We start from the raw sequence: 22,956 nt of genomic DNA, 5'->3' as shown, positions 1-22,956 counted from the left end.
CGTAGCCCGGGCTTCAGCCTGGGAGCCTGCCCGACGGAAAAGCCCCCGGCGATCGCTCGCCGGGGGCTCCTGTGCTGCAGTTGCGCGCGGGTCAGCGGGCGAGGAAGTCGAAGGTCCACAGGCCGTTCGGGCGGGTCAGGGTCACGTCCACCTCGGTGGCGGTGATGGGCGCCACGTAGCGGGTCATGTCCGAGAAGTTCTGCACGATGTAGGTCTGCCCGATCATGGGCGGGGTGGCCACCATGAAGTAGAAGTTGGGCTCGTACTCGAAGCTCACGGTCATGCGCGAGTCGACCTTGGGCATGGTCACCACCGGGCGGCCGTTGACGTACCAGTTGCTGTCGAACTGGGTGTACGGGTTGGTCTTGTTGATCACGCCGCACTGCTGGGGCGTCAGCTTCTCCAGCGCCAGCGAAGTGGACGCCGGTTCCAGCTGCGGCGACAGGCCGCTGGGGCTGATGGCCTGCAGCAGCTGGCCGGGCAGGATGGCGCGGCGCCCCGAGATGATCTGGTTGCCGGCCTTCTCGCCGAGGCTGCTCACGTCCGTCTCGATCTCCGCCTCGTAGTCGAAGGACTCCGTGGCGCCGGCCGACCCGGTGAGCACCTGCCAGGCGTGGACGCGGTAGTCGCGCTGCGGGTTCTGCGGCTTGAGGAAGACCAGCACGGTCTTGCCCTCCATGTCGTCCACGGCGAAGTTCACGTTGAAAGTGGTCATGGTTCCTTTCTCCTTGGTTCCGTTACGGCCCCGACACCTGTCCGGGCCTGTTTCCATGACGGCCCATCCGCCGGCCTGTGAACGCTGCATGGCACTGCCGCCGTGCGGTGGTCCGGCGTCACGGATGCGGCGGCCTCCCGTCATTGCTGCTGGGCACCTACCGCCCAGACAGATGAAGGAGATACGCCATGGAATGCTTCAAGAAAACCCTGCCCCTGGGATTGCTGGCCGCCTGCTGCAGCGTGCCGGCGCTCGCCCAGATCAACTGCGCGCCCGGTGCGCCCGGGGTCAACCCGCTGCCGGTGCAGATAGGCGCGGGGCTTGCCAACAGCCGGATGAACCCGCAGATCAACCAGCGCCACATCTTCTGCGGCGAGATCAACGGCGCGGGGAACGCGGTGGGCTTCCACTCGCGGCCCAACAGCCATGACCCACGCGTGGGCGTGGGGCCGATGGCGCCCTTCGCCGCGCAGATCACCGCCGGGCAGCAGTTCTTCGTGCAGCCCGGCGCAGCGCATCCCGCGCCCTATCGCTATCGCGGGCTGGGGGTGCAGATCGTCAATGGCGCCGGGGCCATGGTCTTGAAGGCGCCCCCGCCCGGTGCCTCGACCTTCTACCCCGACAGCTGCAGCCAGCAGCAGGTGATCGAATCGATCCGCTACGCCTACACCCATCCGTTCCAGGCCATCGGCCCGGGCGCCGGCGCCAACTTCTTCACCGGCCCTTCGGCCCCCTCGGTGGCGGCGGCGGGCTACTGCGTCGGTGAGGCGGGCACTCCCTTCACCATCGGCGGCTACGTCAACCAGATCGGCGGTGGCCCCTGGGTCCTCAACACCGCCTACCCGATCGGCAACTTCTGATCGTTCGGCCCGCCCAGGGGGCGGGCCTCCCATCCAGCGGCTCAGCCTTCGTTACCCGCCTCGCACAGCGCCCCCAGCCAGTCGCGCAACTGCCGGCGTGCCAGTTGCACGCGCTTGCGCAGGTTGGGTTCGCTGACGTGCAGCAGGCCTGCCAGCTCCACATACTCCACACCGCAGATGCAGTGCTGTTCCAGGGCCTGGCCGAGGTTGGGTGGCAGCCGGTTCAGCGCCTTGTCCAGCACCTCCACCGCCTCCTGCAGGCAGGCCTGGCGCTCCGGGCCCAACTGGTGCGGCTGCCAGGCCGCGTTGTCGTGCAGCTGCTGGTCGAGCCAGTCCAGGTTGCAGGTGAGCGGCGTGCTGCGCAGCCGGTCGATGCAATGGTTGCTGGCCACCCGGCGCAGCCAGGCCGGTACATTGTCGATGCCTTCCAGCCGCCCCGGTTCGCGCAAGAGCAGGGTGAACAGGCGCAGGCGCAACTCGCTGAGCGCGTCCTCCGCATCCTGCGGGTTGCGCGTCAATTGCTGGCAGCGCTTGCGCATCAGCGGTTCGTGGTCGATGAGAAATTTCCATAGCAGTGTCCTCTGCGTGCCTTGCTCCAGGCTCGCGTCCAGGTTGCTCGCCATAATCATTCCGTGATCCTTCTAAACGCCGGGGGCGGAGGTGCTGCACTGGCAGTCCTTGCCAGACCGGTCGAAGCAAGCAGGACGAAGGCGTGCCCGGGTTTGTGAAGCGGTTTCTAGCCGGCGGGCTGATCGGGCCGGGCGACAGGGGAGGGCATTTCAGGAGCGGGTGCAAGAAGGCCGTGGCGGGGGCGCGAGCGGCGGGTCGAAGGTGATGGCCTGGGCCGGCGGGCCGCCTGGCGGCAGGGCAGCCGGAGCGCTGTCCATGGCGTGCTCCAGCATCGGCGGGACGGCCTGGCGCTTCGGCAGACCCGCAACGCTGCCCGCGGTGGGCCGAAGGTGCGGGGGCATGATGGGGGAGGGCACGGCAGAACGGCGGTGCCTTGAACGTGCCTACCGCAACCGGCTGGAGCGTGCGGATCGCGACGACGTTGCTGCCTGCGGCCGGGCTGGCTTTGAAGTGGTCTACGAAAGGCTCTAGTCCAATGGGGGGACTGGAGTCAGGGCGTAGCTTGGGCTTAAGCCTTGGCCAAGGATTCCGGCCACCGTGCCTTTCCCACCATTGATCCGAAACCCCGCCATGGCCCCGAACCCAGCCATGGAGCGGTTGCCCAACGGACGTATCATCGGCATCCATCCCGAGTGAGGTAAGGCCATGAAGCTCTTCCGTTGTGCGCTGCTGGCCCTGGTGGCGAGCGGCGCGATACCCGCGCTGGCCGCTGAACCGAGCGGGCAGCAGACCATCCGCGTCATCCCCAAGACCTACGTCAGCCCCGGCGCCAGCGGCAGCGTCGACACCTACCAGCGCAGCCAGAGCTACGACGTGTACGGCGGGCAGCGCGTGCCCAGCGACATCAACTCCACCCGCAGCAGCTCCGGCTACAGCAGCCAGGACATCCAGCAGCGGGGCGGCATCCGCCAGACCACCGAATACCCCAACGGCCTGATCATCGAGAAGGTGCCGGGGCAGGGCACCACGCAGTACTACCGCCGCGAGTGACCCGTCGTTGTTTCCGTGGGAGTGAATTCACTCGCGATGCCAGGCCGCCGGCCTATCGCGGGTGTACCCGCAGCCCAGGGTGGACCGCGCTTCATCGGCCGACCAATCGAGGTCATGCCGGGCGTCGTTGGTGGATGAACAAAGCGGAGCCCCGGTATCAACCTGTGCCGCATTCGACTCCGTCTGGTGGATGAAAAAAGCGCCATCCACCCTCCACATTGGTCATGTCCCTGTCGCTCTGGTGGGAGCGAATTCATTCGCGATCGTTTTCTCCCGGTGGCATCTCTGCCCGATCCCCCCGTTTCGCTTGCCCCTCCCGCCGCGAACAGGCTGCGAAAAAAAAGCCTGCGGGCGAGCGCTGGGGGCTGAATTGGCGGGCTTTTTGTTCTCTATAATCTCGACCAGTTCGCAACGGCGATCTTCATCCCAATCTTCATCCGGTAGCCCGTCACGTGAAAATCCGAACCTCGCTTTTCAAGGCCCTGTTCCTCTGCACCAGCCTGGCACTCGCCAGCCCCGCCAACGCCCAGAACCCCACGCCCCTGCGCGACCCGGCGCAGCTGCAACTCGCTTCCGGCAGCGCCATGTTGCTGGACCTGAAGACCAACAAGGTCATCTATTCCAACAACCCCGACCTGGTGGTGCCCATCGCCTCGGTCACCAAGCTGATGACCGCCCTGGTGGTGCTCGATGCCAAGCAGTCGATGAGTGAAGTCCTCGACGTGGACATCAGCCAGACCAGGGAAATGAAGGGCGTGTACTCGCGCGTGCGCCTGGGCAGCCAGGCGACTCGCCACGACATGCTGCTGATGACGCTGATGTCCTCCGAGAACCGCGCCGCTGCGACCCTGGCCCACCACTACCCGGGCGGCTACGGCGCCTTCATCGCCGCGATGAACGCCAAGGCCCGCGCCCTGGGCATGAAGCACACCCGCTACGTGGAGCCCACCGGCCTGTCGCTGAACAACGTCTCCACCGCCCGCGACCTGGTGCAACTGCTGGTCGAGAGCCGCAAGTACCCGCTGCTCAGCGAGCTCAGCACCACCAAGGAAAAGACCATCACCTTCGTCAAGCCGCGCTATAGCCTGGGCTTCAGCAACACCAACCACCTGACCCGCAAGGCCGACTGGAACATCGAGCTGACCAAGACCGGCTTCACCGACGAGGCCGGCCATTGCCTGGTGATGCGCACCCGCATGGGCAACCAGCAGGTGGCCATGGTGCTGCTCGACGCCTTCGGCAAGTACACCCACTTCGCCGATGCCACGCGCATGCGCCGCTGGGTGGAAACCGGCAAGAGCGGCCCCATCCCCGTCGCGGCCAAGGCCTACCGCCAGCAGAAGGACAGCGCGCGCAAGCAGCAGATGGTCGCCACGCCGAACTGATCCGGCGCGTCGCTCTTCACGTCCAGTGATCCAGGTCGGCGGGTTTCAACCCTGCCGGTCTTGTCGTGATCAGGCGATTTCGGCGAAGCGCTTGATGGGTGGCTGCTCGCGTTGTTCGGCCTGCCAGAGGTCGTAGCTGCCCTGCATGGTTAGCCACATGCGCGCGGTGCTGATGCCGGCGCGTTCGAGCCGTACCGCCAGGTCCGGGCTTATCGGCGCGTGGCCGTGCATGATCCGCGACAGTGTTTCGCGGGCGATGCTGAGGCGCCGGGCCATCTCCGCGATGCTGATGCCCAGCGTGGGCAGCACGTCCTCGAGGAGGATATCGCCCGGGTGGGGAGGGTTGTGCTGGGTCATGTCGGCCTCCTCAGTGGTAGTCCAGGTAATCGAGCAGTTCGACGTCGTTGTCGATGAAACGGAAGATCACGCGCCAGTTGCCGCTGATGCTGATCGACCACCAGGACTCCAGATCGCCTTTCAGCGGGTGCAGACGCCAGCCCGGGATATTCAAGTCGGCCGGCCCGTGGGCGTTTTCCAGCATCAACAGGGCGCGGGACAGACGCTTGGCGTGCTCCGCGATGATGCCCTTCGTCGAGCCCGTCTCGTAGAAGAGACGTAATCCCTTGTGCCTGAAGCTCCTGATCATGGCGAAGGATCGTGATCCATTGGGTCACGCTTTGCAAGCCACCGCCCGGCACCTCACCCCAACAACACCGGCAGCAGCACCGCGGTCGCCACGCCCGCCAGGCTCATGGCGAGGGCCGCGAAGGCGCCCGTCTCGCTGCCTTCCTGCAGCGCCTGGGCGGTGCCCACGGCGTGGGCGCTGAGGCCGAGGGCGAGACCGCGCGCGGCTGGGTGGGTGACCCGTGCCAGGTGCAACAGGGCCGGGCCCAGGGCCGCGCCGAGCACGCCGGTGATCATCACGAAGACGGCGGCCAGTGATGCGCTGCCGCCCAGTTGCTCGGCCACCAGGATGGCGATGGGCGAGGTCACCGACTTCGGCGCCAGGGTCATCAGCATCGCGTGGCCGGCGCCGAGCAGGTGGGCCAGCAGCAGGGTCAGCGCCAGCGTCACCGTGCCGCCCACGGCCAGCGCGATGAGCACCGGCCAGAACAGCTGGCGGATGCGCGGCAGGTTCAGGTACAGCGGCACCGCCAGGGCGACGGTCGCCGGGCCCAGCAGCAGCCAGAGCATGCTCGAGGCGCTGCGGTAGGTGGCGTAGTCGATGCCGCAGGCGAGCAGGGCGGCGACCACCAGCAGGGTCGCCACCAGCACCGGCTGGGCCAGTACCGAGCGGGTCTTCTCGAACAGCAGCAGCGCCAGCTGGTAGGCGCCCAGGGTCAGGGCGAGGTGGAACAGCGGGTGGTCGCTGACGCCGGGTAGCAGCGCGGCGCTCATGACGGCCGGCCCTCGCGGCTGCGGCGGACCAACACCTGCATCAGCCAGCCGGTCAGCGGGATACCCACCAGCAGGGAGCCCACCAATGCGGCGGCGATGGCCCAGAAGTCCCGGCCGATGGTCTCTACGTGCAGCATGATCCCCACCGCTGGCGGCACCAGCAGCAGCGGCAAGTACTTGAGCAGATGGCCGCTGGCATCGCCCAGTGCCCCCGGCACTTCGCCACGGATCACCAGGAACGCCAGCAACAGGAGCAGGCCGAGCACCGGCCCCGGCAACAGCGGGAAGAGGAAGTGATTGAGGGCCGAGCCCAGGAGCAGGAACGACAGCAGGTGGAACATCCCGCGCAGCATGGCGACGCCTTCCGAGTGACGAGTCGAAGGGGCATCACTATGGAAGCGGCCTGGCGCTGGAAACAGCTGCAGTTGCGGGCGTGAAAAGCAGAGCAGGCGGCGCGTCAGGCCAGCCAGTCGTCCTCGCTGCCGGGCTCTTCCTCCGGCGCCAGTCCGCGGATGATGTACCAGCGCACGCCGAGGTGGACGCCGATGGCGGCCATTACGACCAGCAGGATGTGCAGCGACTCCGGATCCATGTGTTCCCCAGGGCAGTGAGGCGACCGGCACCACGCTAGCTGCCCGGGCGGGCGTTGAACAGGTGCAGTTGCCTTTGCCCGGAGGCGGAACAGTCAGTGGCGGTGCCGTTGCCGCTCGTTCGTCAGGACTGCATCTCACGCAGCGCGTCGCGGCTCAGGTCGAGCCATTCGCCGTGCAGGTTGCGGTAGTGCCTGGGGGAGCGGCGGGCGTAGTTCTGGATCTGTTCCAGCAGCTCGCGGGCTTCGCGCTGGCGGCCCAGCTGGCGCAGCATCAGGGCGTAGCGGTAGTTGGCCTCGGGGCCGGCGTAGTAGCTCGACAGCGCGCGGTATTCCTCTTCCGCCTTGGCGGTGTCGCCCAGGGCTTCCAGGGCGCGGGCGTAGAGCAGGTGGCCGTCGGCGGAGCGGTAGTCGGGGTTGTTTTCGATCAGCCGGTCGAGGGTTTCGCGGCAGCCCTGTGCGTCGCCCTTGGCGAACTGAGCCTGGGCGAGGCCGAGGAGGATGTCCGGCGCGTGCGCGTGGATGCCGCGCAGGGCGGCCTGGTAGTGGCTGGCGGCTTCGTCGGCGCGGCCCAGGCGCAGCAGTTCGTCGGCCAGTTGCACGCGGGTTTCGCGGGTGTCGCGCAGGTCCAGTTCGTCACGCAGGGCGCGCAGGTGGCGCTCGGGGTCGAGCTTGTCGTGCAGGCGGTTGACGGTGCGCCGCCCGGTGCGGCTGCCGAGCAGGTCGGGAAGCATGATGCCGAGGAAGTAGATCAGGCAGCCCAGGCCCGGCAGCGCGATGATCAGGTACAGCCAGTAGCGCTCCTGGCCGCTACGGACGACGTGAAGGCCGCAGGTGACCTGGCAGGCGATGACGAGCAGGGCGAGCAGTGGCATGGCGGTTTCCAGTCCCTTGGAGAGTCGATGGGGGCTGCCCTGTGAGGGCGGAATGCTATGAGAACACGGCGCCCGATCGCTGTCAGGTGACCTGATTCTCATCGCTCGAAGATGCCGCGGGCATCGAGCACGGGCATTGCCAGCGGGAAGGGGAATCAACAATAATGCGACTTATTCTTATTTGATTCCCGGGTCCTTCCCACGTGGCCACCTCTCCGGATCTCAACGCTTCCCTGGCGACGCTCTACAGCGAGAACCACCGCTGGCTGCGCGCCTGGCTGTATCGCCAGCTGCGCTGCCCGCAGGATGCCGCCGACCTGACCCAGGACACCTTCATGCGGGCCATGGCCTCGCGCCAGCTGGGGCAGCTGGAGGAGCCGCGCGCCTTCCTCGGCACCCTGGCCCGGCGCCTGCTGTGCAGCTTCTGGCGGCGGCGCAAGGTGGAGCGCGCGTACCTGGAGGCCCTCGCGGAGCTGCCCGAGCGGTTCGCCCCCTCGGAGGAGGACATCGCGCTGGTGAGCGAGGCCATCGACGCCATCGACCGGCTGCTCGACGGCTTGCCGCAGCGGGTGCGCCGCGCCTTCCTGCTCAACCGTCTCGAAGGCTTGCCGCAGCAGGCGATCGCCGACCTCCTGGGGGTGTCCCTGGCCACCGTCGAACGCGACCTGCGCCGTGCCTTCGTGCACTGCCTCAGCGCCCACCCGGAGCTGCCATGAGCCACGCCGAACTCGACCCGCACACCCGCACCGCGATCGACTGGATGCTGCGCCTGGACCCCGGCCGCGTGACCAACCACGACCGCCAGGACTTCAAGCGCTGGCTGGCCGACGACCCGGCCCACCTGCTCGCCTGGCAACGGGTCAGCAGCTTGCTGCAACAGCCGCTGGCCGACCTGCAGGGCGCCGAAGGGCGCAGCCCGGGGCAGTTGCGGGCCGCCAGCCGGGCGCTCTCGGCCCCTGATTCGCCGCAGCGGCGCAAGCTCCTGCGCGGCGGCCTGGCGTTGCTGGTGCTGGGGGCTGGCAGTGCTGCGCTGGTCAACCGCGTGACCCCGGTGACGGGCCTCACCGCCGATGTGCACACCGCCACCGGCGAGCGCCGCACGCTGCAACTGGCTGACGGCAGCCGCCTGGTCCTCAATGCCCGCAGCGCGGTGGACATCCGCTTCGATGGCTCGCGCCGGTTGCTGCGCCTGCGTGAGGGCGAGGTGCTGGTGACGGTCGCCGCCGATGCCGCGCGGCCCTTCATCATCGCCACCGCCCAGGGCGAGGTATGGGCGTTGGGCACGCGCTTCCTGGTCCGCCAGGAAGAGGCGCGCAGCCTGGTCTGCGTGCAGGAGCACAGCGTGCGCATCGACTGCCTCGACGGGCGCCAGGGCGAGCTGGGCGAAGGCCACGCGGCCTGGTTCGGGGCCGCCGGCATCCAGCCCGCCAGCGCCAGCCTGCTGACCCGCGCCGCGTGGGTGGACGGGCGCGTGGAAGTCGATGACGAGCCCCTGGGCCATCTGGTCGAGGCCCTGCGCCCCTACCATCGCGGCCTGCTGCGCATCAGCCCGGAGGCCGCGCAGGTGCGGGTGTTCGGTGTGTTCCCGCTGGACGACAGCGGCGCCGCCCTGCAATCCCTGGCCGAGACCATGCCGGTGCGTGTGCGTCGCTTCGGGCCGTGGCTGACGCTGATCGACCGCGCCTGATTTTTCATCCCCCGGCAGTGCCGCCTGTGTGCACGCAGGCACCGTCATCCCCGCGAACGCGGGGACCCACTGAAACTGCCTCGCCAACAAATGCAAAAAATTCTCAGGAGCGATGAGGGGTTTCCCCGGCTCGTTGGACATGGATAGGGCAAACCCGACACACGGAACAAGGAGCCCCTCATGTCGTCCCCCCTTCTGCGCCCTGGCCTGCTGGCCCTGGCGATCGCGTTCGCCAGCGCTGGCCAGCCACTCGTGGCCCTGGCCGAATCCGGCAGCAGCCAGATTGCCGTGCGCAGCTATGACATTCCCACCGGCCCGCTGGGCGAGACCCTGGCGCGCATCTCCCGCGAGAGCGGCCGCACCCTCTCCGCCGACCCGGCGCTGATCAGCGGCAAGCGGGCCCCGGCGGTGCACGGGCAGTTCACGGCGGAGCAGGCGGTGCAGCAGGCGCTGGCGGGGAGTGGGTTGTCGCTGGTGGTGACCGCCGGCGGCACGCTGTCATTGATCCCGGCGCCAGCCGAAGGCGCCCTGGAGCTGGGGGCGACGACCATCTCCTCCTCGTTGCTGGGCGATACCACCGAGGGCACCGGCTCCTACACCACCGGTTCGACCCGCACCGCGACCAAGCTGCCGCTGTCCCTGCGCGAGACGCCGCAGTCGGTCAGCGTGATCACCAGCCAGCGCATCCGCGACCAGAAGATGGTCAGCCTGGAAGACGTCCTCACCCAGGCCCCGGGCGTGCTCTACAAGAAGAAGAGCAACTCCTCCGACGAGGAGGTGGGCATCTTTTCCCGTGGCATGAAGATCGAGAACTTCCAGGTCGACGGCATCCCGACGGTGTTCGAGCCCTCGATGAGCAGCCAGTCCAACGACATGGCCGTGTATGACCGGGTCGAGATCGTGCGCGGCGCAACGGGCCTGCTCAGCGGCATCGGCCAGCCGTCCGCCACCATCAACATGGTGCGCAAGCGCCCGACCCGCGAGTTCGCGGCCTCGATCCAGGGCAGCGCCGGCTCCTGGGACAACTACCGCTCCGAGTTCGATGTGTCGGGCCCGATGAATCAGGAGGGCACGTTGCGTGGCCGGTTGGTGGCCGCCTACCAGACCGCCAATTCCTTCACCGATCGCCTCAGCACCGAGCGTCGGGTGGCCTATGGCGTCGTCGAGGCGGACCTCGGCGAGCGCGATACCGTCAGCTTCGGCATCGACTACCAGGTGCGCAACTGCGATGCCTGCGGCTACTTCGGCTTCCCGGCGTTCTACAGCAATGGCCAGCGCACCGACTTCAAGCGCTCCTTCAACTCGGCCGCCGATTGGAGCCACGCGGATCGCCAGCGCACCTCGATCTTCGGCACCTACGAGCATCGCTTCGACAACGACTGGATGGCCAAGGTCGCCGTCACCAACGTCCGTGACGACAACGACGTCGAGTACGGCTGGTTCAGCAGCAACGGTTACCCCGACCAGCAGACCGGCGCGGGCACCAACCTGTATTTCGCCAAGTGGCCGAGCAAGCCCGAGCAGAACTCGGTGGACGCCTACGCATCCGGCCCCTTCAGCCTGTTCGGCCGCGAGCACGAGCTGGTGGTCGGTGCCAGCGCCATGCGCTACCGCAGCAACACCGGAGCCTACCCGCTGTGGGTGGATCGCAGTGGCAGCGGCTGGAACCCGGCCATTCCCGACGTCTACCAATGGCGTGGCGACATCTCCAAGCCGCCGTTCAACCGCATTGGCGATCTGGAGTACAGCCAACGCCAGTACGCGGCGTACAGCACGGCCCGCTTCACGCTCACCGATGACCTGTCGCTGATCCTCGGCAGCCGCCTGAGCTACTTCAAGGTCGACCAGAGCTCCGCCTACTACGGCTACGACCCGACCTCCCTGAAGAAGCGCGAGCACGGCGAAGTCACGCCCTATGCCGGCCTGGTCTACGACCTGGACGACAACCACTCGGTCTATGCCAGCTACACCAGCATCTACAAGCCGCAATCGAGCCGGACCCTCGAAGGCACCTTCATGGACCCCACCGAGGGCGAGAGCTACGAGGTCGGGGCCAAGGGCGAGTACTACGACGGCCGGCTCAATCTCAGCGCCGCGCTGTTCGAGTCCAAGCTGAGCAACTACGCCGTCGGCACCGGGCTGTACGACGCTTTCGACAATGAGCTGGTGCGCCCCGCGAACATCAAGATCAAGGGGCTGGAACTGGAAGTCGCCGGCGAGCTGCTGCCGGGCTGGCAGGTGCAGGCGGCATACAGCCACGTGAACACCTACTACCCGCAGGGCGTGGACGTGAACGTCGGTTTCCCCCGGAACAACGTGAAGCTGTTCAGCACCTACGACCTGACCGGGGACCTAAACCGCCTCACCCTCGGCGGTGGCGTGCGCTGGGAAAGCGCGACCCGCTACGAGAACAGGGACCTGAAGGCCCTGGCTTCCCAAGGCAGCTACGCCCTGGTGGACCTGCTGGCGCGTTACCGCTTCGACGAGCACTTCACCGGCACGCTCAACGTCAACAACCTGTTCGACAAGGCGTACTACGCCAGTACCAGCATCTACAGCGACCTCTACGGCGAGCCGCGCAGCCTGACCGCTTCGCTGCGCTGGGAGTATTGATCGCGGCCGAGCAGGCCCCGGGCCGGAGCCCGGGCTACGGCGTGACGCTGTGCGTAGGGTGGAGGTCGCTCTTTACCTCCACCGGCGGTGCTGCCTGTGGGTGCGCCTGGTGGACGGGTGAAGCGTCGCCCACCCTACGGTTGCTCGGCGATGCCGGGTGCGTAGGGTGGGCTGGCCGGCGCTCCGCTTGCGCTTCTGCCCGGGGGCGCATCGTTACAGGCAACTGCCATCGAAAAGCTTCGTGAGCAGAGCTCGCTCCTACGAGGGGCGCACGGTTCTCAGAGCCCCTTGATCTGCTTGTAGTCCAGCTCGGCGGTGTGGCCGGCGCCGAGGTCGAGGAGGACGTAGAACTCGCCGTTCGGGCGGGGGAAGGTGAAGCGCGAGTCGTCGCCGAGCTGGCCGTTGACCAACACGCGCTCGTCGTAGCCGATCACGTCCAGGGTCACGCCCGGGGCGGCGCTGCCGTCGGAGAGGCCGCCTGTGCAGCGGATCCGGCCGTCATCGACGGCCTCGCACTCGACGAAGGCGTTGTGGGCGAGGGCCACGGGGGCGGCGAATACCAGGGCGCTCGCCAGCAGGGCGGGGAAAAGGGGCTTCACAGCTTGTCTCCATGGCGGGCCAGCCATTCGATCATCGACGGCGAGACGTCTTTCAGGGGGATGGAGGCCTGGTGGACGCTGCCGTCCCAGCCCTCCACCGTCAGCCACAGGGCATCGTCGGCGGTGGTGCCCGGCGGGATGCGCACCTCGGCGAACAGGCGGTAGGGGCTGCCGGAGAGCAGCGAGCCGGCGGCGCGCAGGCTGCGTGGCTTGCCGATGCGCAGGTAGGCGGCTTTCACCTGGTCGATGCAGTCGGCGCAGAAGGCGAGGGTGATCTCCTTCATGTAGCCGGCCTTGCCGTCGCGCTGCGGGTCGTGCAACTCCCATTCGGCGATGCGCGCGGTCCAGGGGCCGACCGGGTACTGGCCGATCACCCGCTCGCCCAGGCCCTGCAGGCCACGGTCGAGGCTGACGTCATGGAAGTAGGCGGGCATGAAGCCCAGCGGCACCAGCACCAGCAGCGCGCTGAGGTGGAAGCGCCACTTCAGCCACTGGCGCTTGAGGCGGGACTCGGGAATCAGGGCTGCGTTGCTCATTCGGTCGCTTCCAGGGCGGGGGTGACGGGTGTCGGGCGGGGTTGGCGTTTCATCGCCTTGGCGGTGGCGATCACCGTGCGCTTGCTCCAGATGAGCAGGCCGCTGAGCACCATCATGCTCAGCAGCAGGCCGAAGACGAACCAGATCATCTTCACCCAGATGCCGCCGAAGTCACCGGTGTGCAGCGGGCGCATGGATTCGGTGACGAACTCCAGCGGCGTGCGGTCGGCGAGCAGGCGCGAGCCCACCAGTTCACCCGTGTAGGGGTTGAGTTCGGCGGTCTGGTACATCAGCGGGTACCAGCCCCGGCCGCCCACTTCCATCGGTGTGTAGGCGTCCGGGGAGAACATCACGAAGCTCACCTCGAAGCCGGGAATGGTCCGTGTGGCGGTGGCCACCGCCTGGTCCATGCTCACGCGCGGCACTGGCTGGCCGGGCTGCACCCGGGGGACTTCGTCACGCGGGATCAGTGTCGGCAGCCCTTCGCTGGAGATGGAGGTGTGGGTGTCGGCGAGGATGGCGCGGATCAGGAACCACACGCCGGTGATGGAGATCACCGCGATGAACCAGATCGACCAGATGCCCGACAGGCGATGGAAGTCGCCCCAGAAAATCCTGGCGCCCTGGTTGATGCGCAGCGTCGGCTTGAGGAAGCCGCGCCAGAAGCGCTTGTAGACCACCAGCCCGGTGACCAGCGAGGCGAGCATCGGCAGGCCCAGCAGCGACACCAGGTACCAGCCCCAGCTGTAGCCGTTGGTGAAGGGCACCAGCCACCAGCCGTGCAGGGCGCGGGTGAACTGGCGGAAGTTGAACAGCGGGCTGCTGCCCTGGACCTGGCCCGTATAGGGGTTCACGTACAGGGTCGCGGTGCGGGTGTCGGGGTAGGTCACCGCGGCGGTCAGGGCGAAGTGGCGTTCCTCCGGCATGGCCAGCCATTCCACGTCGGCGCTGGGGTCCTGCTTCGCGATGGCGGCGAGTATCTGGTCGTAGCCCAGCGGCTGGGCGTCATCCGAGGGCGCGGTGGCGCGCACATCGGGGTTGGCGAGCCAGACGATCTCCTCGCTGAGCACCGCGAGGGTGCCGGTGATGCACACCAGGAACACGAAGAACCAGATGGGCAACGCCAGCCAGCTGTGGACCAGGAACCAGGTTTTCGATCGGGACTTCTTCGACATGGGCAACGATCTGGGTAGCGGAATCAGGGGCTCCGGCCTCGGCCGGTCACGGGTACGGTCACGCCCGGCCCATGGAAAGGCACCCACCGGCCCAAGGGGGCTGGCGGGTGCAACCAGGGAAACGGCATCTCGAAATCGAGGGGCGTTACATTCAGGACGGACGAGAGGGGCAAAACCCGCAACGGCAGATGCAAGAAAATGTTTCCGTCCGACCGAGGGTCACCTAGCCCAGGGCTTGCACATCGTCCGCCAGTTGGTCCAGCAGCCAGTCGCTGAAGCTGCGCGTCAGCGGGCTGAGCTCGCTGTCGCGGTGGATCAGCCAGGCCCAGTTGGGGCCGCGGATGGTCTGCTCCACCAAGGGGTGCAGGCGCTTCTCGGCGCGGGCCTTCTGCGCCAGCAAGCGGCTGACCAGGGCGATGCCGAGGCCGTCGCAGGCGGCGTCCAGCAGCAGGCCGGGGTCGGAGAAGTTGAGCCCGCTGCTCTGCTGGCCGACGTCGATGCCCGCCTCCAGCGCCCAGTGGCTCCAGTCCATCTCGCGCTCGCCGTGCAGGGTGGTGCGCTGCGCCGCCGGGGTGGCCAGCAGCGCCGGGTGGCAGGCGGGGTAGAGGCGGTCGGCGTGGAGCACGCGGAAGCTGCATTCGGCCTGGGCGGTGATGTCGTCGCGCACGGCGATGTCGATGGTCTGGGTGGCCATCTCCGGTGGCTCGTCGGTGGTGAACAGCCACAGGTCCACCTCCGGGTGCTGCTGGCGGAAGCCGCCCAGGCGCGGCACCAGCCAGTGGCGGGCGAAGGCCGGGCTGGTGTTGACCACCAGCTGGTTGGGCTTGCGGTACTGGTCCAGCCGGCGGATGCCCACGGCCAGTTGCTGCAGCAGCGCCTGGGTGGTGCCGAGCAGGTCTTGCCCGGCATCGGTGAGGGCGACGCTGCGGCCGTTGCGGTGGAACAGCGGCTGTTCGAGGAAGCCTTCGAGGCTGCGGATCTGCTGGCTGATGGCCGACTGGGTGAGGTGCAGCTCTTCGGCGGCCTTGTGGAAGCTGCCGAGGCGGGCGGCGGCTTCGAAGCCGCGCAGGGCGTTGAGCGGGGGCCAGTGCTTGAGCATCTCTGATAAGCCTGTCTGATCATAAGTGTGGAAAATCTATCGTTTGTTGCGCCTATTTCACAGGCCTAGCATGGCATCCATTACCGCAGTCGCGGTTTTCAGTGATAACTAAAACTTAACTGAAGGCAATCGTCATGCAGCAGCAACACGCGCAGCAGAGCGGCTGGGTCATGCCCGCCGAATGGTCCCATCACGCCGCCACCTGGATGGTCTGGCCGCACAACCAGCCGCTGTGGGAAGCCGGCTGGGGCGTGACCCTGGCTGCGGTGCAGGAGGACTTCGCCCGCGTCGCCAATGCCATCGGCCGCTTCGAGCCGGTGAAGATGGTGGTGGACCCGAGCGCCGTGGAGCGTGCCCGCGCCCTCTGCGGCCCGGGCGTCGAGCTGCTGCCGATGGCGGTTGACGACAGCTGGTGCCGCGACTCCGGCCCGAGCTTCGTCTGCCACCCGCAACTGGGCGTGGCGGGCGTCAGCTGGCGCTTCAACGCCTGGGGCGGCAAGTCGGCCCATGACCTGGATGAAAGCCTGGCGCGCCGCGTGCTCAACCACCTGGGGCTGGACTGCTTCGGCACCGCGCTGAGCAACGAGGGCGGCGCCATCCACGTCGACGGCGACGGCACCCTGATCACCACCGAGTCGGTGCTGCTCAACGCCAACCGCAACGCGGGCATCAGCAAGGCCGAGGTGGAGGCGATCTTCACCCGCCTGCTGGGCGTTAAGAAGACCATCTGGCTGCCGGGCGACCCGGACCACGTCACCGGCGACATGACCGACGGCCATGTCGATGGTGTCTGCGCCTTCGCCCGCCCCGGCGCGTTGCTGGTGGATGCCACCCGCGATCCTGGCTCGGTCTACGCCGAGGTGGTGCGGGAGAACCGCCGTGCCCTGGAGCTGGCCACCGATGCCCGTGGCCGCCATTTCGAGATGCTCGAACTGTTCGAGGCCAGCGACGCGGTGGACACCGAGGCCGAGGTGTTCTGCGCCTCCTACACCAACTTCTACATCGCCAACGGCGCGATCATCATGCCGGCCTACGGCATCGATGCCGACGACGAGGCCGCTGCCACCCTGCGCCTGGCCTTCCCCGGCCGTGACGTGGTGCCGGTGCGCATCAACCAGCTGGCCCACGGCGGCGGCGGTGTGCACTGCATCACCCAGCAGCAGCCGGCCTGGCCGCTCAAGGGGGTGTGAGATGGCCAAGCTGACCGTCGCCACCACCCAGATGCCCTGCAGCTGGAACCTCGCGCGCAACCTCGACCAGGCCGAGCGCCTGGTTCGCGAGGCCGCCGCCCGGGGCGCCCAGGTGATCCTGCTGCAGGAGCTGTTCGCCACCCCCTACTTCTGCATCGAGCAGAACCACCGGCACCTGGCGCTGGCCGAGGAATACGCGCAGAGCCAGGTGCTGGCGCGCTTCGCCGACCTCGCCGGGGAGCTGGGCGTGGTCCTGCCGCTGAGCTGGTTCGAGCGTGCCGGCAACGCCTTCTTCAATTCCCTGGCCATGGCCGATGCCGACGGACGCCTGCTGGGCGTCTACCGCAAGACCCACATCCCCAACGCCATCGGCTACCAGGAGAAGGAATACTTCAGCCCCGGCGACACCGGTTTCCGCGTCTGGGACACCGCCCACGGCCGCCTCGGCGTGGGTATATGCTGGGATCAGTGGTTCCCCGAGACCGCGCGCTGCCTGGCCTTGCAGGGTGCCGAGGTGCTGTTGTTCCCCACCGCCATCGGCTCCGAACCCGGCGCCCAGGGCCTGGATTCGCGCGACCACTGGCAGATGACCATGCGCGGCCACGCCGCCGCCAACCTCCTCCCGGTGGTGGCGGCCAACCGCGTCGGCCGCGAGGTGGCGACCACGGACCCGGAATTGCAGATGAGCTTCTACGGCTCCTCCTTCATCTGCGACCACAAGGGCACGTTGCTGGCCGTGGCCGACCGCGAAGGCACCACGGTGCTGTTGCAGACGCTGGACCTCGACGCCATGGCCGAGGAACGCCTCGCCTGGGGTATCTACCGCGACCGCCGCCCGGAGATGTACGGCCCGATGCTCGGCCTCGATGGCCAGCGCACCCACGTCACCTGGCAGAACACCCGAGGAGCCTGAACATGCGCGCCTTCCGATCGCTGTTCGTCACCGCCGCCGCCCTGGCCTGCCTGGCCGGCAGTGCCCAGGCCGAGGAGAAGATCCTGCGCCTGTACAACTGGGCGGACTACTTCGCCGAGGACACCCTCAGCCGCTTCACCGCCGAGACCGGCATCCAGGTCGTCTACGACGTGATGGACGGCAGCGAGACCCTGGAAGCCAAGCTGATGGCCGGCAACAGCGGCTACGACCTGGTGTTCCCCGGCGACACCGTGGCCGAGCGGCTGATGCGCGCCGGGGCCCTGCAGAAGCTCGACGAGAGCAGGCTCACCGCGCTGGACGACATCGAGCCCGGCCTCAAGCGCCTGCAGACGCGCTATCCCTACTCGCGCCACGCCGTGGTGCCCTACACCTGGGGCACCATCGGCATCACCTACAACGCCGCGATGATCGCCCAGCGCCAGGCCGACGCGCCGGTGAACAGCCTCGACCTGCTGTTCAAGCCGGAGCTGGCCGCGCGCTTCGCCGACTGCGGCATCTCGGTGATCGACTCGCCCGACGAGGTACTCGCCGTGGTCCTCAACTACCTCGGCCGCGACCCGCGCAGCGCCAGGGCCGAGGACCTGGCGGCCGCCACCGGGCTGCTAAGCGCGATCAAGCCGTACATCCGCAAGTTCCAGTCGCAGCCGGTCACCGACCTGGTCAACGGCAACCTCTGCCTGTCCCTGGGCTACAGCGGCGATGTCACCCAGTCGCAGCGCGCGGCGGCAGCGGCGGGCAAGCCGGTGGACTTCCAGTACCGCATCCCCCGCGAGGGCACCACGGTGTGGATGGACACCATGGCCATCCCCGTGGATGCGCGGCACCCGGAATACGCCTATGCCTTCATCAACTTCGTGATGCGCCCGGAGAACATGGCCGCCATCAGCAACTTCACCGGCTACCCCACCTCCAGCGCCAAGGCGCGACCGATGGTGGACGCCGACATGCGCGGCAACCCGGACATCTACGTCGACGAAGCCGCCTACGCCCGGCTGATCCCGGGCCGCGACATCCCCCAGCGCGACATGCGGGCCCGCATGCGTGCCTGGACCAAGTTCAAGACCTCCACCCACTGAAATGCCCGCTGGCGCCCCGCGCCCTGGAGAAAGCCATGCCTTCGCGTCGTGACTTCATCAAGCAACTCACTGCCGTCGCCGGCCTCGGCGCGGTCACCAGCCTCGGGCTGGGCATCTCGCCGGTGCGTGCCCAGGCGGCCCTGCGTGGCGGCGCCTGGCGCATGCCGGACGAGAACGGCGTGCACGCCTGCAGCTACGTCAGCTTCGGCGCCCAGGCCGCCATCTGGGAGGACTTCACCGCCGACGTGCAGGACTGCATCGGCCTGATCGCCCGCACCATCGCCACCTACGAGCCGGTGGTGGTGCTGCACCGCCCCGGCCAGGCGAGCCTGGCCAGGCAGAAGTGCGGCACGCGCAACACCCGCTTCGTCGAGATGCCCCTTGACGACGTATGGATGCGCGACATCGGCGGCACCTTCGTGGTGGACGGGCAGGGCGGCCTCGGCCTGGTGGACTTCAACTTCAACGGCTGGGGCAACAAGCAGCAGCACAGCAAGGATGGCGAGGTGGCGGGGGAGGTGAGCTACGACGCCGACGCCAGCTACATCGCCAGCCAGCTCACCGGCGAAGGCGGCGGCATCGAGGTGGATGGCGCCGGCACCGGCATCATGACCGAGAGCTGCTGGATCAACGCCAACCGCAACCCCGGCATGAGCAAGGCGCAGGTGGACGCCGAGCTGATGAGCAACCTCGGCCTGCGCAAGATCATCTGGTTGCCCGGCATCAAGGGCAAGGACATCACCGACGCCCACGTCGACTTCTACGCGCGCTTCGTCAAGCCCGGGGTGGTGGTCGCCAACCTCGACAACGACCCGCAGTCCTACGACTACGCGGTGACCCGCAAGCACCTGGAGATCCTCAACAAGGCCACCGACGCCGACGGGCGCAAGCTGCAGGTCCACACGCTGCCGCCACCCCGCACCCTGCGCAACAACCGCTTCACCCGCGACAACCCGGACTTCGCCCCCGGCTACATCAACTACTACCCGGTCAACGGCGCGGTGATCGCCCCGCAGTTCGGTGATGCCAGCGCCGATGCCTTCTGCCGCGACCTGCTCACCCGGCTCTACCCGGGGCGCAAGGTGGTGCAGATCAACATCGACGCGGTCGCCGCGGGCGGTGGCGGCATCCATTGCGTCACCTGCCACCAGCCGAAGGTGTAGGCCGGCGGTTGCGGTCTTGATGGGCTCCCGGGCTACGGATCTGAGCTGGGGCGGATGACACTCTTTTCATCCACCGTGCGAGGCCGCCGGGAGCACCGCTGTGGCAGCCCTGCGGGCTGCTTGGCGACTGAAGTCGCCCCTACGGGACGGGTGCAAGGCCGGTGATGGGTTTCGCTGCGCTCTACGCCATCCTACGGTCCGTGTGTGGGGCCTGTTGGGGCGAATTCATTCGCCCGCTTTTACGCCCGGCTTCCCCCACACCCGCTCCATTTGTTTACGTGCGAAAAGTTGACACATGGACATGTAAACAAACACGACATAGCGTGGCACCCCAGATGCCGAATCAACTTCTGGGGAGCCCGGACATGTTGTCGATCGAACTGATTGTGGAGAACCTCGCCAGCAGCGCCCTGGTGCTGGGCGTCATGCTGGGCCTCGCCTGGCTGGCCTACGGCCCGGCCGAGCGCGGCCTGCGCGGTTGAGGCGGCCGTCAGGCCATGTCGGAAGGCGAGCGGCGCACGAACTTGATCTTGTGGGTGAAGGTCGGTTTGCGCGTCACGCTGATAGCCCGGCGGGTCACCGCGTCGAGGGTGATGTTCCAGTAGCCGGTGCTGGGCACGGTGATGCGCGCCGGGAACTTGTCGAAGGCGCCGCCGTGGTAGGTGTGGCGCCCACCATTCTTGAAACTGCGAAAGTTCGCGTCGCTCATCAGGCGGATGTTGCAGACCTGCGAGCACTCGATGACCACGATGTCGCCTTCGTTGAGGTGTTCGCGCTGGTGGATGAACTTCATGTACCGCTCCGGAACTGGTAAAGCGAAAGGCGCAACGATATCACGGCCTTCCCCCGGCCCGCTCTGCTGCGAAGGCCGGACGGCAGGCCTGCCGACGGGCTGCGGTCGCGCATAGTTGCCATATCCCTGAACCAAGTATTTGTTTTGTCCGATGTTTCCCCGCTGCCCCCTTGGCTAGAGTCGGCGCCATAACGACTACAACAAGCCGAGGCATCCCATGGACCACCTGCCCATCTCCTGCGACATCCCGCCTGCCTGATCCGCAACCCGTGACCTCCACCGCACGCCGCCCGGCGCTGCGCCTTCACGTTTCGGATGAGGCATTCACATGGACAACACCCCGTACACCCAAGCACCGCGCCCGAAGATCGAGGTGCGCTCCATCGACTACGTGCCGCGCAGCGAGCGCCACGGCAAGGTCTGGCACCAGGGGCCGTTCTGGTTCACCGGCAATTTCGTACTCACCACCCTGGTCACCGGTTTCACCGGGCCGGCCCTGGGCCTGAGCGTGCTGGGCTCGGTGCTGGCGATCCTGATCGGTGTCTGCATCGGCACCTTCTTCATGGCCTTCCACGCCAACCAGGGGCCGCGCATGGGGTTGCCGCAGATGGTCCAGTCGCGGGCGCAGTTCGGCCTGCGCGGCGCGGTGGTGCCCTTCATCGCGGTGGTCGGCGTGTACATCGGTTTCAACGTGTTCAACGTCATCCTCGCCACCGATGCGATCAACACCGTGCTGCCCGGCGCGCGCATGCCCTGGTACGTGCTGCTGGTGGCGCTGGCGGTGCTGCTGGCGATCGTCGGGCACGACCTGCTGCACACCGTGCAGCGCTGGCTGACCTACCTGATGATCGCGGTGTTCGGCGTGCTCACCTTCTTCGCCGTCACCGAGCTGCAGGCCGATGCGGCCCTGGCGCCGGCGGGGTTCTCCTGGAGCGCGTTCCTGGTGCAGCTCTCGGCGGCGGCCGGCTACCAGATCAGCTACTCGGTGTACGTCTCGGACTATTCGCGCTACCTGCCCCACGATACGCCGCCGCGCCGGGTGATCTTCTGGACCTATCTCGGCGCCGGCGGCTCGGCGCTGTGGCTGATGTCCCTGGGGGCCTTCATCGCCTCGGCACTGCCGGCGCCGGACGCCATTGGCAGCATCCGCGAGATCGGCAACCGGCTGTTCACAGGCTTCGGCACCTTCACCGTGCTCATCGCCGTGCCGGCGCTGGTGGGCATCATGGCGGTGAACTGCTACGGCGCGATGCTCACCAGCCTCAGCGCCATCGACGCCTTCGCCCGGGTCAAGCCGACCCTGCGCCTGCGGGTGGCCGGCATCGGCGTGATCGCCCTCATCGTGCTGGTGGTGGCGCGGCTGATCCCCGAGAGCTACCTGGGCAGCTTCAACACCTTCGTCCTGCTGATGCTGTACTTCCTCGTGCCCTGGACGGCGGTCAACCTGGTGGACTTCTACCTGGTGCGGCGCGGGCACTACGCGATCAGCGAGATCTTCAACCCGCAGGGCCTCTACCGCGGCTGGTCGGTCGCCGGGCTGCTGGCCTATGGGCTCGGGCTGCTGGCGATGGTTCCGTTCATGGCGCTGGGTTTCTGGACCGGCCCCGCCACGGCCGCCCTGGGCGGTGCGGACATCGCCTTCGCGGTGGGCCTGCCGGTGTCCGGCCTGAGCTACTGGCTGCTGGCCCGGAAGCTGGACCTGGCCGCCGAGCGCCGGCTGGCGGAAGCGGATCAGCAACGGCTGGAGCGAGGAGGACCGCTGGCATGACGACGATGAAGGTGAACGTGGCCTGCTGCCAGGTCGCCCCGCGCATTGGCGAGCTGGCGTTCAACCGTGCGCTCGTCGAGCGCGTCACCCGCCGGGCGGCGAGCCTGGGCGCGCAGGTGGTGGTGCTGCCGGAGCTGGTGCAGAGCGGTTACCTGTTCCGCGACCCTGCCGAAGCCCGGGCCCTGGCCGAGCCGCTGGACGGCCCCGGCATCACGCTGTGGACGGCCCTGGCCGCCGAGCTGGGCATCGTGCTGGTGGGCGGCTTCTGCGAATTGCGCGATGACGGCACCCTGGCCAATAGCGCGGCGCTGGTGGATGCCAGCGGGGTGCGCGCGGTGTACCGCAAGGCGCACCTGTGGGATGGCGAGAAGGCGATCTTCACGCCTGGCGATGCCGCGCCCCCGGTGGTGGACACGGCCTTCGGGCGCCTCGCGGTGATGATCTGCTACGACCTCGAGTTTCCCGAATGGGTGCGCCTGCCCGCGCTGGCCGGTGCCCAGTTGCTCTGCGCGCCGGTGAACTGGCCACGGGGCCCGCGCCCGGTCGCCGAGCGTCCGGGTGAAGTGGTGCGGGTGCAGGCCGATGCGGCGGTGAACCGGATGACCATCGCCGCCTGCGATCGCCACGGCCAGGAGCGAGGCGTGGACTGGGTGGAGGGTTCGGTGATCGTCGATGCCGACGGTTATCCACAAGCCGGGCCGGCGGGCGAGGGGGGCGAGCAGCTGCTGCTGGCGGAGCTGGACCTGGGCGCTGCGCGGGACAAGCGCATCAGCGCCCGCAACGATGTGCATGGCGACCGGCGGCCTGAGCTTTATTCCGGGGTGTTGGCTGTGCAGGGGAAGGCCCTGGGCTGAAGCCCAGGCTAGAGGGTGACCCCCGGG

The 22,956-nt window shown here is 67.9% G+C and carries 25 protein-coding genes; 12 read left to right on the top strand and 13 right to left on the bottom strand.

The features are described 5' to 3' along the window. Positions 1-91: 91 nt before the first annotated feature. Complete coding sequence (locus HSX14_RS24525; protein WP_173172987.1) at positions 92-715, bottom strand: hypothetical protein; 624 nt, start codon at positions 713-715, stop codon at positions 92-94. Between the two features lie 188 nt (positions 716-903). On the opposite strand from HSX14_RS24525, the gene HSX14_RS24520 reads away from it, so the two are divergent. After that, the gene (locus tag HSX14_RS24520; protein WP_173172989.1) at positions 904-1,575 is read left to right on the top strand and encodes an EndoU domain-containing protein; all 672 of its coding nucleotides are present in this window, start codon (positions 904-906) and stop codon (positions 1,573-1,575) included. A 41-nt stretch (positions 1,576-1,616) separates the two neighbouring features. On the opposite strand, the gene HSX14_RS24515 is transcribed toward HSX14_RS24520, so the two are convergent. Continuing rightward, positions 1,617-2,204, bottom strand: a complete 588-nt coding sequence (locus HSX14_RS24515) for an RNA polymerase sigma factor (protein WP_173172991.1) — start codon at positions 2,202-2,204, stop codon at positions 1,617-1,619. A gap of 646 nt (positions 2,205-2,850) precedes the next feature. On the opposite strand from HSX14_RS24515, the gene HSX14_RS24510 reads away from it, so the two are divergent. Continuing rightward, a complete protein-coding gene (locus HSX14_RS24510; protein WP_173172993.1) occupies positions 2,851-3,195 on the top strand; it encodes a hypothetical protein in 345 nt (114 codons plus the stop codon). Positions 3,196-3,647: 452 nt separating this feature from the next. Further along, positions 3,648-4,580: a D-alanyl-D-alanine endopeptidase gene (gene pbpG / locus HSX14_RS24505; protein ID WP_173172995.1), complete on the top strand. Its 933-nt coding sequence runs from the start codon at positions 3,648-3,650 to the stop codon at positions 4,578-4,580. A gap of 69 nt (positions 4,581-4,649) precedes the next feature. Here pbpG and HSX14_RS24500 read toward each other — a convergent pair whose 3' ends face one another. The 6 genes from HSX14_RS24500 to HSX14_RS24480 all read right to left on the bottom strand — a co-directional run bounded on the left by HSX14_RS24500 (position 4,650) and on the right by HSX14_RS24480 (position 7,442). Next, on the bottom strand, positions 4,650-4,937 hold the full coding sequence (locus HSX14_RS24500; protein ID WP_173172997.1) for a HigA family addiction module antitoxin: 288 nt from the start codon (positions 4,935-4,937) through the stop codon (positions 4,650-4,652). Between the two features lie 10 nt (positions 4,938-4,947). After that, the gene (locus tag HSX14_RS24495) at positions 4,948-5,226 is read right to left on the bottom strand and encodes a type II toxin-antitoxin system RelE/ParE family toxin (protein ID WP_043242561.1); all 279 of its coding nucleotides are present in this window, start codon (positions 5,224-5,226) and stop codon (positions 4,948-4,950) included. Between the two features lie 53 nt (positions 5,227-5,279). Beyond that, complete coding sequence (locus tag HSX14_RS24490) at positions 5,280-5,978, bottom strand: LrgB family protein (RefSeq protein ID WP_173172999.1); 699 nt, start codon at positions 5,976-5,978, stop codon at positions 5,280-5,282. Next, complete coding sequence (locus HSX14_RS24485) at positions 5,975-6,331, bottom strand: CidA/LrgA family protein (protein ID WP_173173001.1); 357 nt, start codon at positions 6,329-6,331, stop codon at positions 5,975-5,977. Before HSX14_RS24485 ends, HSX14_RS24490 begins: the two co-directional genes overlap by 4 nt. 104 nt (positions 6,332-6,435) lie before the next feature. Further along, on the bottom strand, positions 6,436-6,570 hold the full coding sequence (locus HSX14_RS31440) for a hypothetical protein (protein WP_274384306.1): 135 nt from the start codon (positions 6,568-6,570) through the stop codon (positions 6,436-6,438). A 122-nt stretch (positions 6,571-6,692) separates the two neighbouring features. After that, positions 6,693-7,442: a tetratricopeptide repeat protein gene (locus HSX14_RS24480; protein ID WP_173173003.1), complete on the bottom strand. Its 750-nt coding sequence runs from the start codon at positions 7,440-7,442 to the stop codon at positions 6,693-6,695. A gap of 203 nt (positions 7,443-7,645) precedes the next feature. On the opposite strand from HSX14_RS24480, the gene HSX14_RS24475 reads away from it, so the two are divergent. The 3 genes from HSX14_RS24475 to HSX14_RS24465 all read left to right on the top strand — a co-directional run bounded on the left by HSX14_RS24475 (position 7,646) and on the right by HSX14_RS24465 (position 11,742). Next, the gene (locus tag HSX14_RS24475) at positions 7,646-8,158 is read left to right on the top strand and encodes a sigma-70 family RNA polymerase sigma factor (RefSeq protein ID WP_173173006.1); all 513 of its coding nucleotides are present in this window, start codon (positions 7,646-7,648) and stop codon (positions 8,156-8,158) included. After that, positions 8,155-9,129, top strand: a complete 975-nt coding sequence (locus HSX14_RS24470; protein WP_173173007.1) for a FecR domain-containing protein — start codon at positions 8,155-8,157, stop codon at positions 9,127-9,129. The genes HSX14_RS24475 and HSX14_RS24470 overlap by 4 nt, the downstream gene beginning before the upstream one ends. A 180-nt stretch (positions 9,130-9,309) precedes the next feature. Further along, on the top strand, positions 9,310-11,742 hold the full coding sequence (locus tag HSX14_RS24465) for a TonB-dependent siderophore receptor (RefSeq protein WP_173173009.1): 2,433 nt from the start codon (positions 9,310-9,312) through the stop codon (positions 11,740-11,742). A gap of 278 nt (positions 11,743-12,020) precedes the next feature. Here the strand turns inward: HSX14_RS24465 and HSX14_RS24460 are convergent, their stop codons facing one another. From HSX14_RS24460 to HSX14_RS24445, 4 genes are all read right to left on the bottom strand, one after another. Then, on the bottom strand, positions 12,021-12,341 hold the full coding sequence (locus HSX14_RS24460) for a hypothetical protein (RefSeq protein ID WP_173173011.1): 321 nt from the start codon (positions 12,339-12,341) through the stop codon (positions 12,021-12,023). Beyond that, entirely contained in the window at positions 12,338-12,877 is a 540-nt protein-coding gene (locus HSX14_RS24455; protein ID WP_173173013.1) for a thiamine pyrophosphate-binding protein, read from the bottom strand. Before HSX14_RS24455 ends, HSX14_RS24460 begins: the two co-directional genes overlap by 4 nt. Next, entirely contained in the window at positions 12,874-14,052 is a 1,179-nt protein-coding gene (locus tag HSX14_RS24450; RefSeq protein WP_173173015.1) for a PepSY-associated TM helix domain-containing protein, read from the bottom strand. Before HSX14_RS24450 ends, HSX14_RS24455 begins: the two co-directional genes overlap by 4 nt. Positions 14,053-14,275: 223 nt before the next feature. Continuing rightward, a complete protein-coding gene (locus HSX14_RS24445; RefSeq protein WP_173173017.1) occupies positions 14,276-15,151 on the bottom strand; it encodes a LysR substrate-binding domain-containing protein in 876 nt (291 codons plus the stop codon). 134 nt (positions 15,152-15,285) lie between these two features. Here HSX14_RS24445 and HSX14_RS24440 point away from each other — a divergent pair, with 134 nt between their 5' ends. Genes HSX14_RS24440 through HSX14_RS24425 form a run of 4 tightly spaced genes read left to right on the top strand, consistent with a single transcriptional unit; the run spans position 15,286 to position 19,514 of the window. Further along, the gene (locus tag HSX14_RS24440; RefSeq protein WP_173173019.1) at positions 15,286-16,341 is read left to right on the top strand and encodes an agmatine deiminase family protein; all 1,056 of its coding nucleotides are present in this window, start codon (positions 15,286-15,288) and stop codon (positions 16,339-16,341) included. Position 16,342: 1 nt separating this feature from the next. Continuing rightward, positions 16,343-17,254, top strand: a complete 912-nt coding sequence (gene aguB, locus HSX14_RS24435) for an N-carbamoylputrescine amidase (protein WP_173173021.1) — start codon at positions 16,343-16,345, stop codon at positions 17,252-17,254. 2 nt (positions 17,255-17,256) lie between these two features. Next, positions 17,257-18,351: an extracellular solute-binding protein gene (locus tag HSX14_RS24430; RefSeq protein ID WP_173173023.1), complete on the top strand. Its 1,095-nt coding sequence runs from the start codon at positions 17,257-17,259 to the stop codon at positions 18,349-18,351. 35 nt (positions 18,352-18,386) lie between these two features. After that, positions 18,387-19,514, top strand: coding sequence for an agmatine deiminase family protein (locus tag HSX14_RS24425; RefSeq protein ID WP_173173025.1), 1,128 nt, complete (start codon positions 18,387-18,389; stop codon positions 19,512-19,514). 490 nt (positions 19,515-20,004) lie between these two features. On the opposite strand, the gene HSX14_RS24420 is transcribed toward HSX14_RS24425, so the two are convergent. Then, positions 20,005-20,307 (bottom strand): DUF1883 domain-containing protein, encoded by a 303-nt coding sequence (locus HSX14_RS24420; RefSeq protein ID WP_111261014.1) that lies wholly within the window; start codon positions 20,305-20,307, stop codon positions 20,005-20,007. 328 nt (positions 20,308-20,635) lie between these two features. On the opposite strand from HSX14_RS24420, the gene HSX14_RS24415 reads away from it, so the two are divergent. Continuing rightward, on the top strand, positions 20,636-22,075 hold the full coding sequence (locus HSX14_RS24415; protein ID WP_173173027.1) for a purine-cytosine permease family protein: 1,440 nt from the start codon (positions 20,636-20,638) through the stop codon (positions 22,073-22,075). Further along, on the top strand, positions 22,072-22,929 hold the full coding sequence (locus HSX14_RS24410; protein WP_173173029.1) for a nitrilase family protein: 858 nt from the start codon (positions 22,072-22,074) through the stop codon (positions 22,927-22,929). Before HSX14_RS24415 ends, HSX14_RS24410 begins: the two co-directional genes overlap by 4 nt. Positions 22,930-22,956: the final 27 nt, after the last annotated feature.

Source organism: Pseudomonas tohonis, from assembly GCF_012767755.2.
GTDB classification, from domain to species: Bacteria; Pseudomonadota; Gammaproteobacteria; order Pseudomonadales; family Pseudomonadaceae; genus Metapseudomonas; species Metapseudomonas tohonis.
This window is presented reverse-complemented; position numbering and strand designations above follow the sequence as displayed.